We start from the raw sequence: 7,468 nt of genomic DNA on the forward strand, positions 1-7,468 counted from the left end.
TGGCGGGTCCGGGCAGACCCGCATTCAAACTCTCAGCGGGCTTGAAGCGCCTTCTGGCCTGCGGCAACAAGCTCTGACACCATCTTCTGGTGCCCCCACTGCACGTGGCCCGGGATCGACACATGCACCTTGCGGCGCAGCGGCGTTCCGGTGGTGAAGCTCACATCCGCCTCGAACCGGCGCATGGCCGGGTCATAAATCACGTGGTCAATCTGTGGTCCGGTGAACGGCATCTCTGCCTCCTCATCCTTGTGGTACACTTCTCCAACGCAACAACATCTGGGGATGTTCCCTAAAGTTTTCCACAGGGAGTCACGAAACAGTGAATCGTGGAACTCAGGCCTCTTGAGACAGGGCTGTGGCGACCCCAAATAGGGAAAGAAGGCCCGATACGGGTCTGTGCCGCCGAGCGGGCAGACCTATCAACTGGGCGCTTATGAGAAGGAGAACTGCCGATGAACATGAACGAGTTCACGGAACGGTCCCGCGGGTTCATCCAGGCCGCGCAGACCATCGCGATGCGGGAAGACCATCAGCGGATGGTGCCCGAGCATCTCTTGAAAGCCCTGATGGACGACGAGCAGGGCCTTGCATCCAACCTTATCAAACGCGCGGGCGGCTCGCCCGAGCGCGTGGTCGAGGCGCTCGATGCGGCGCTGGCCAAGCAGCCCAAGGTTTCGGGCGATGCGGGGCAGGTCTATCTGGATAGCCAAACGGGCAAGGTGCTCGACGAGGCCGCCAAGATCGCCAAGAAGGCGGGCGACAGCTTTGTGCCTGTGGAACGCATCCTTACGGCGCTGGCTGTTGTGCGCTCCGGCGCCAAGCAGGCGCTGGAGGCCGGGGCTGTGACCGCCCAGGGGCTGAACGGCGCGATCAACGACATCCGCAAGGGCCGCACGGCCGATACCGCTTCGGCAGAAGAGGGCTATGACGCCCTGAAGAAGTATGCGCGTGACCTCACCGAAGCAGCCCGCGACGGCAAGATTGACCCGATCATCGGGCGCGACGAGGAAATTCGCCGTGCCATGCAGGTGCTTTCGCGCCGGACCAAGAACAACCCCGTTCTGATCGGTGAGCCCGGTGTTGGTAAAACCGCCATCGCCGAGGGCATTGCGATTCGCATCATCAACGGCGACGTGCCCGAGAGCCTGAAAGGCAAGACCCTGATGGCACTCGACATGGGCGCACTGATTGCGGGGGCGAAGTATCGCGGCGAGTTCGAGGAGCGGCTGAAGGCGATCCTTAAGGAGATCGAGGCCGCCGCGGGTGACATCGTGCTCTTCATCGACGAGATGCACACCCTGGTGGGCGCCGGCAAGGCCGATGGCGCGATGGATGCCTCCAACCTGCTGAAGCCCGCACTTGCGCGGGGTGAGTTGCACTGTATCGGTGCGACCACGCTCGACGAGTATCGCAAGCATGTGGAGAAGGACGCCGCCCTTGCCCGCCGGTTCCAGCCGGTGGTGGTGCAGGAGCCGACTGTGGAAGACACCGTGTCGATCCTGCGGGGCATCAAGGAGAAGTACGAGCTGCACCATGGCGTGCGAATCTCCGACAGCGCCCTCGTGGCCGCGGCCCAGCTTTCGCACCGATACATCACCGACCGCTTCCTGCCCGACAAGGCGATCGACCTCGTGGACGAGGCGGCGAGTCGTTTGCGGATGGAGGTGGACTCCAAGCCCGAAGAACTCGACCAGCTCGACCGGCAGATCTTGCAGATGCAGATCGAGGCAGAGGCACTGAAGAAGGAAGACGACCAGGCGTCCAAGGACCGGCTCGAAAAGCTCGAGAAGGAGCTTTCCGACGTTCAGGAAAAGTCTGCCGAGATGACGGCGCAATGGCAGGCCGAGCGCGACAAGCTCGACTCGGCCCGCGAGCTGAAAGAGCAGCTCGACCATGCCCGTGCGCAGCTTGAACAGGCCAAGCGCGAGGGCAATCTCGCCAAGGCGGGGGAGCTGTCTTACGGCGTCATTCCCGGGCTTGAAAAGCAGCTTGCCGAGGCTGAAGCGTCGGAGAGTGACGTGATGGTCGAAGAGGCCGTGCGCCCCGAGCAGATCGCCGAGGTGGTCGAGCGGTGGACGGGCATTCCGACCGCGCGGATGCTGGAAGGCGAGCGCGAGAAGCTGCTGCGTATGGAAGACGAGATCGGCAAGCGGGTGATCGGCCAGCGGCAAGCCGTGCGGGCCGTGTCCAACGCGGTGCGCCGCGCGCGGGCTGGCCTGAACGACGAGGCGCGCCCCCTGGGCAGCTTCCTCTTCCTCGGGCCGACCGGGGTGGGCAAGACCGAGCTTACCAAGGCTCTGGCCGAGTTCCTCTTCGATGACGACAGCGCGATGGTGCGGATCGACATGAGCGAGTTCATGGAGAAGCACGCCGTGGCGCGTCTCATCGGGGCGCCTCCGGGATACGTGGGCTACGACGAGGGCGGCGTTCTGACAGAGGCCGTGCGGCGGCGTCCTTATCAGGTCGTGCTCTTCGACGAGGTCGAGAAGGCGCATCCGGATGTGTTCAACGTGCTGTTGCAGGTGCTCGATGATGGCGTGCTGACCGATGGTCAGGGCCGCACCGTGGACTTCAAGCAGACGCTGATCGTGCTCACCTCCAACCTCGGGGCGCAGGCGCTCAGCCAGTTGCCCGAGGGCTCGGACGCCGGTGAAGCCAAACGTGATGTGATGGACGCGGTGCGCGCACACTTCCGCCCCGAGTTCCTCAACCGTCTCGATGAGACCATCATCTTTGACCGGCTCAGCCGGGACGACATGGACGGGATCGTGGATATCCAGCTGGCCCATCTGCGCCGCCGCCTCGGCGCGCGGGGCATCTCGATCGAGCTGGACGAGGGCGCGCACAAGTGGCTGGCCGATGAGGGCTATGATCCGGTGTTCGGGGCCCGCCCGCTGAAGCGGGTGATCCAGCGCGCGCTGCAAAACGAGCTGGCCGAGATGCTGCTGGCCGGAGATGTTGCCGATGGTGACACGGTCACTGTGAGCGCGGGCACCGAAGGGCTCATCATTGGTGACAAGGTCGCAGGCTCCAATCGCCCACGCCCCGACGATGCCGTGGTGCACTGAGCCCGATTGATCCGGGCCTGTCGCCCGCCTAAACACGCAGGGCCCCCTTCCGCATGGGAGGGGGCCTTTGCATTGGGAGGAGCGCATGAAGGGTGCAATCGTAACCGGGGCCGCGCGCGGCATAGGGCTGGCGACTGCGAGGCTGCTGGCCGGTGATGGCTGGAAGGTGGCCATGGTTGATCGTGACAGCGAGGCCCTGGAGGCCGCCGTTGGCGAGGTGCCGGGCGGTGTGGCCGTGTTTGCTGATGTCTCGGTGCCCGAGGATGCCAGCCGGATGATCACGGAGGCCAAACAGGCGCTGGGCCGGATCGACGGGTTGGTGAACAATGCAGGCGTCGCGCTCTTCGGCCCCGTGGCGGACACCGATTTTGCCATGTGGCGCGAAGTGATGGCCACGAACCTCGACGGTGTGTTCCTTTGCTCGCAGGCTGCCCGCGAGGCGCTCTTCGAGACGAAAGGCGCGGTGGTAAACATCGCCTCCATCTCCGGCCATAGGGCCAGCACACTCCGCGTGGCCTATGGCACCTCGAAGGCCGGGGTGATCCACCTTACCAAACAGTTCGCCGCAGAGTGGGGCGAGCATGGCGTGCGCGTGAATTGCGTTGCGCCCGGCCCGGTCGACACCAAGCTGGCGCTGGCCGTGCACACGCCCGACATTCGCGCCGCCTACCATGATGCAATACCGCTCAACCGCTATGGCAAGGAGGAGGAGATAGCCCAGGGCATCGTCTTCCTGCTGTCCGAAAAGGCCAGCTATATTACCGGGCAACTTCTGTCGGTGGATGGCGGCTTCGAGAGCACTGGCATTGGCCTTCCGTCACTGCGCCCGTAGGGCGGGGAATGTACCCCCTACGGGCTTGTCCGAAGCCGCCGACCCGCGATAGCCTCATCCCAGTCTCGGCAGTTGGGAGGCTCCGATGGCACGCAGGATCCACGCCTTGCTCGATGAATATGGCGAAAGCCACCAGAACCCGACCAACAAGGCGGTGCATTGGGTGTGCGTGCCGGTAATCGTCTGGACGGTGATGGTCTTTGTCTACGCGATTCCCCAGCCAGGCTTCTTGGCTGCTATCAGCTGGCTCAATTGGCTCACCCTCGTTCTTGCCCTCTCACTCTTATACTACGTCATCCTTTCGCCCACGCTCGCTGTCGGCTTCGCGCTCTACGCGGGGCTTTGCTATTGGCTGACTTTGGCATTGGATGCCGTCACCGATACCCCTGTCTGGAAGATTGGTGCGGTCATCTTCGTTCTGGCCTGGGTCGGCCAGTTCTGGGGGCACAAGGTCGAAGGGAAGAAGCCATCGTTCTTGAAGGATGTGCAGTTTCTTCTGATCGGGCCCGCATGGCTCTTGTCATTCCTCTACAAGCGTCTCGGAATTCCTGTGTGAGCAGGCCGTGAAAACAGGCGCGGCGGGCTAGGCAGAACGGGCAGGGCGGGGCAGGCTAGAGCCACGCAGCCGGAGCCATGCGCCATGCCCCCTTTCGAGCCGCCCGCCTTTGCCTTCCCCTATGACGCCGATGCCGAGATCGCCGCGATGCGCGCCTGGCGCGATACCGAGCCGGGCCGCGCCATTCCGGCCAAGCAAACCGGGCGGCTGCTTTTGGCCTCGTGGAACATCGCCAACCTGGGAGATACCGCCCAGCCCCGTGACGATGCGGACTGCCGCCTGATTGCCGAGGTCATCTCATGGTTCGATATCGTGGCCGTGCAGGAGGTAAAGGAGAACCTCTCAGACTGGCGGCGCGTGCAGGCCCATCTGCCCCATGGATGGGATTGCGTCTTTTCGGATCAGGGCGGCAATGACGAGCGGATGCTCTTTGCCTTCGACAGCGCCCGCGTCACCCGGATGGAGCTGGCCGGGGAGATCGCCGTGCCGCCCGGAAGCCACCGCTACGTGAAGCTGCCGGGGATCGAACAGAAGTTCAGGGGGTTTGACCGAAACCCCTTCGCCGTGGCCTTCGAGGCGGGCGGCTGGGTGGTGACGGTGGTGAATGCCCACCTCTACTTTGGCTCCACTTCAAAACGCTCGGTCAACCGCCGGGCGCTGGAGACCTATGCCCTCGGTCGGTGGGCCGACCTCCGGCGCAAACGCGGCTGGGCCTACTCGCCCAACGTGGTTGCCATCGGTGACATGAACATGCCCAAGGCCGAGATGGGAGATGCGATATTCGACGCGCTGGCGCGACGCGGGCTTGAGGTGCCCGCGCACCAGTCCCTCATCGGGACAGTCATCACCGAGGGCAAGCATTATGACCAGTTGGCCTTCTTTCCCGGTGGCGCGGGGCAGGCCTTTGTTGCGAAGGGCGTGTTCGACTTTAACGGGGCGGTTTTTGCCGAACTTTGGCAAAGCCGTACGCCCGCCGAGTTCGATGCCTTCACCCGCTACCATATTTCCGACCACCGCCCGATCTGGGCGCAATTCATCACCGGCTGACTTGCCACCGGTGCCGCGCCCGCGCATCCTCCGGCCACCGACCGAAGGAGGGCAGGCAGATGTGGTTCATGGATTGGGCGGGCTGGGCGCTTCAGGTTCTGGCGTTCTCGTTACTGGTGGCCATCGGGCTGCTCGTCCTCTTCGCTGCCGTTCTCTTTTTCATCGACAAGACCCAGACGCAGGATGCGATCCGCCGCAACTATCCGGTGATCGGGCGCTTCCGGCACATCTTCAGCACGCTTGGTGAGTTCTTCCGGCAGTATTTCTTTGCGATGGACCGGGAGGAGCTGCCTTTCAACCGGGCGCAGCGGGACTGGGTGAAGCACGCCGCCTCGGGCAAGTCCAACACGGTTGCCTTTGGCTCCACCCGCAACATCGGGGTGGTGGGCACGCCAATTTTCGTCAATGCCGCCTTTCCGCCGCTCGACAACCAGTATGCCTCGACCGAGCCCATGCTGATCGGTCCGCATTGCCGCGAGCCCTACACGGCGAAGTCGATCTTCAACATTTCCGGCATGTCTTACGGTGCCCTGTCCAAGCCTGCGGTTCAGGCCTTGAGCCGGGGGGCGAAGCTGGCCGGCATCTGGATGAACACCGGCGAGGGCGGGGTGAGCCCTTATCACTACGAGGGCGGCTGTGACCTCGTGTTTCAGATCGGCACGGCAAAGTATGGCGTGCGCGACCATGACGGAAACCTCTCGGATGAGAAGCTGGGCGAGGTGGCCTCGCATCCGCAGGTCAAGATGTTCGAGCTGAAGCTGGCGCAGGGGGCCAAACCGGGAAAGGGCGGCATTCTGCCAGCCGCCAAGGTTTCGCCCGAGATCGCCGAGATTCGGGGCATTCGCGCGGGCGAAGCCTCTATCTCTCCCAACCGGCATCCCGAGATTGATGACTGGGCTGACCTGCTCGATTACATCGCCCACGTGCGCGAGGTCACCGGCAAGCCGGTTGGCTTCAAGACGGTTATTGGCAACATCGAGGTGTGGCGCCCGCTGTTCGAACTGATCGCAGAGCGGGGCGAGGCCGCGGCCCCCGACTTCATCACCATCGATGGCGGAGAGGGCGGGACCGGTGCGGCGCCGATGCCGCTGATGGATCTTGTCGGCATGCCGATCCGCGAGGCGCTCCCGCTCTTCAACAACCTGCGCGACGAGTTCGGGCTGAAGGAGCGCATCCGGCTGGTGGCGTCCGGCAAGATGGTGAACCCCGGAGACGTGGCATTGGCCCTCGCGCTGGGGGCCGACTTCGTCACCTCGGCGCGGGGCTTCATGTTCTCGCTCGGCTGCATCCAGGCGCTGAAGTGCAACAAGAACACCTGCCCGACCGGCATCACCACCCACAACCCGCGCTTTCAGAAAGGTCTCGTGGTGGAGGACAAGGACAAGAAGGTGGCGGCTTATGCAAAGTCGGTGATCAAGGAGGTCGAGACCATTGCCCACTCTGTGGGTGTGGCCGAGCCCCGGCTTATGCGGCGGCGGCATGTGCGGATCGTGCAGCCCGATGGCACGTCGATCCCGTTCAACCGCATCCTGCCAAGCTTCAACGCGCCGCCCGAATGAGCGGCGCGTTTTGTTTCAGCCGCTGACGATCCCGTAAGCCAACCGGCTCGTGAGAAATGTTTCAGGATTTGCCCCCTATATACTGTGCGGGGATAGAAGGAGACGAACATGGCTTTTCGCTGGAGCAACACACTCACCCGCGCTGACGTGACACCGGAGCCGATCTGGCTGAATCGGCGTCAGATCATCGCCGGGCTTACGGCCGCTGGCGTGGCTGGCTCACTAGGCGGGCAGGCACATGCGGCGGGCGAAGACCTGGAGCCGAACAGCTTCGAGGATATTACCAGCTACAACAACTACTACGAGTTCGGCACCGGCAAGGGCGACCCTGCGGCGAATGCCGCCGCGCTCGACACCTCGAACTGGTCGATCGAGATCGACGGGATGGTCGACAAGCCGGGCC

7 protein-coding genes (1 of these 7 only partly in view) are annotated in these 7,468 nt (G+C 63.8%); 6 read left to right on the plus strand and 1 reads right to left on the minus strand.

Annotated elements, in window-relative coordinates; all coding sequences use genetic code 11:
• Positions 1 to 32: 32 nt before the first annotated feature.
• Complete coding sequence (locus tag DYI42_RS08715; protein ID WP_213545550.1) at positions 33 to 233, minus strand: hypothetical protein; 201 nt, start codon at positions 231 to 233, stop codon at positions 33 to 35.
• Positions 234 to 455: 222 nt separating this feature from the next.
• Here DYI42_RS08715 and clpB point away from each other — a divergent pair, with 222 nt between their 5' ends.
• From clpB to msrP, 6 genes are all read left to right on the plus strand, one after another.
• On the plus strand, positions 456 to 3,071 hold the full coding sequence (gene clpB / locus DYI42_RS08720; RefSeq protein ID WP_213545551.1) for an ATP-dependent chaperone ClpB: 2,616 nt from the start codon (positions 456 to 458) through the stop codon (positions 3,069 to 3,071).
• A gap of 85 nt (positions 3,072 to 3,156) precedes the next feature.
• Positions 3,157 to 3,903 carry an SDR family NAD(P)-dependent oxidoreductase gene (locus DYI42_RS08725; protein ID WP_213545552.1) on the plus strand — a complete coding sequence of 249 codons (747 nt, stop codon included), beginning with the start codon at positions 3,157 to 3,159 and terminating at the stop codon, positions 3,901 to 3,903.
• Between the two features lie 85 nt (positions 3,904 to 3,988).
• Positions 3,989 to 4,459, plus strand: a complete 471-nt coding sequence (locus DYI42_RS08730) for an Mpo1 family 2-hydroxy fatty acid dioxygenase (RefSeq protein WP_213545553.1) — start codon at positions 3,989 to 3,991, stop codon at positions 4,457 to 4,459.
• Positions 4,460 to 4,543: 84 nt separating this feature from the next.
• Positions 4,544 to 5,506: an endonuclease/exonuclease/phosphatase family protein gene (locus DYI42_RS08735; protein WP_213545554.1), complete on the plus strand. Its 963-nt coding sequence runs from the start codon at positions 4,544 to 4,546 to the stop codon at positions 5,504 to 5,506.
• Between the two features lie 68 nt (positions 5,507 to 5,574).
• A complete protein-coding gene (locus tag DYI42_RS08740; RefSeq protein ID WP_213545582.1) occupies positions 5,575 to 7,065 on the plus strand; it encodes an FMN-binding glutamate synthase family protein in 1,491 nt (496 codons plus the stop codon).
• A gap of 108 nt (positions 7,066 to 7,173) precedes the next feature.
• Positions 7,174 to 7,468, plus strand: partial view of a protein-methionine-sulfoxide reductase catalytic subunit MsrP gene (msrP, locus tag DYI42_RS08745; RefSeq protein WP_213545555.1) — the start only. The gene runs 614 nt beyond the window's last position; 295 of the gene's 909 nt are visible here — the first part of the coding sequence; the start codon lies at positions 7,174 to 7,176; the stop codon falls past the right edge of the window.

This window comes from Vannielia litorea (genome assembly GCF_018424695.1).
Taxonomy (GTDB): Bacteria; Pseudomonadota; Alphaproteobacteria; order Rhodobacterales; family Rhodobacteraceae; genus Vannielia; species Vannielia litorea_A.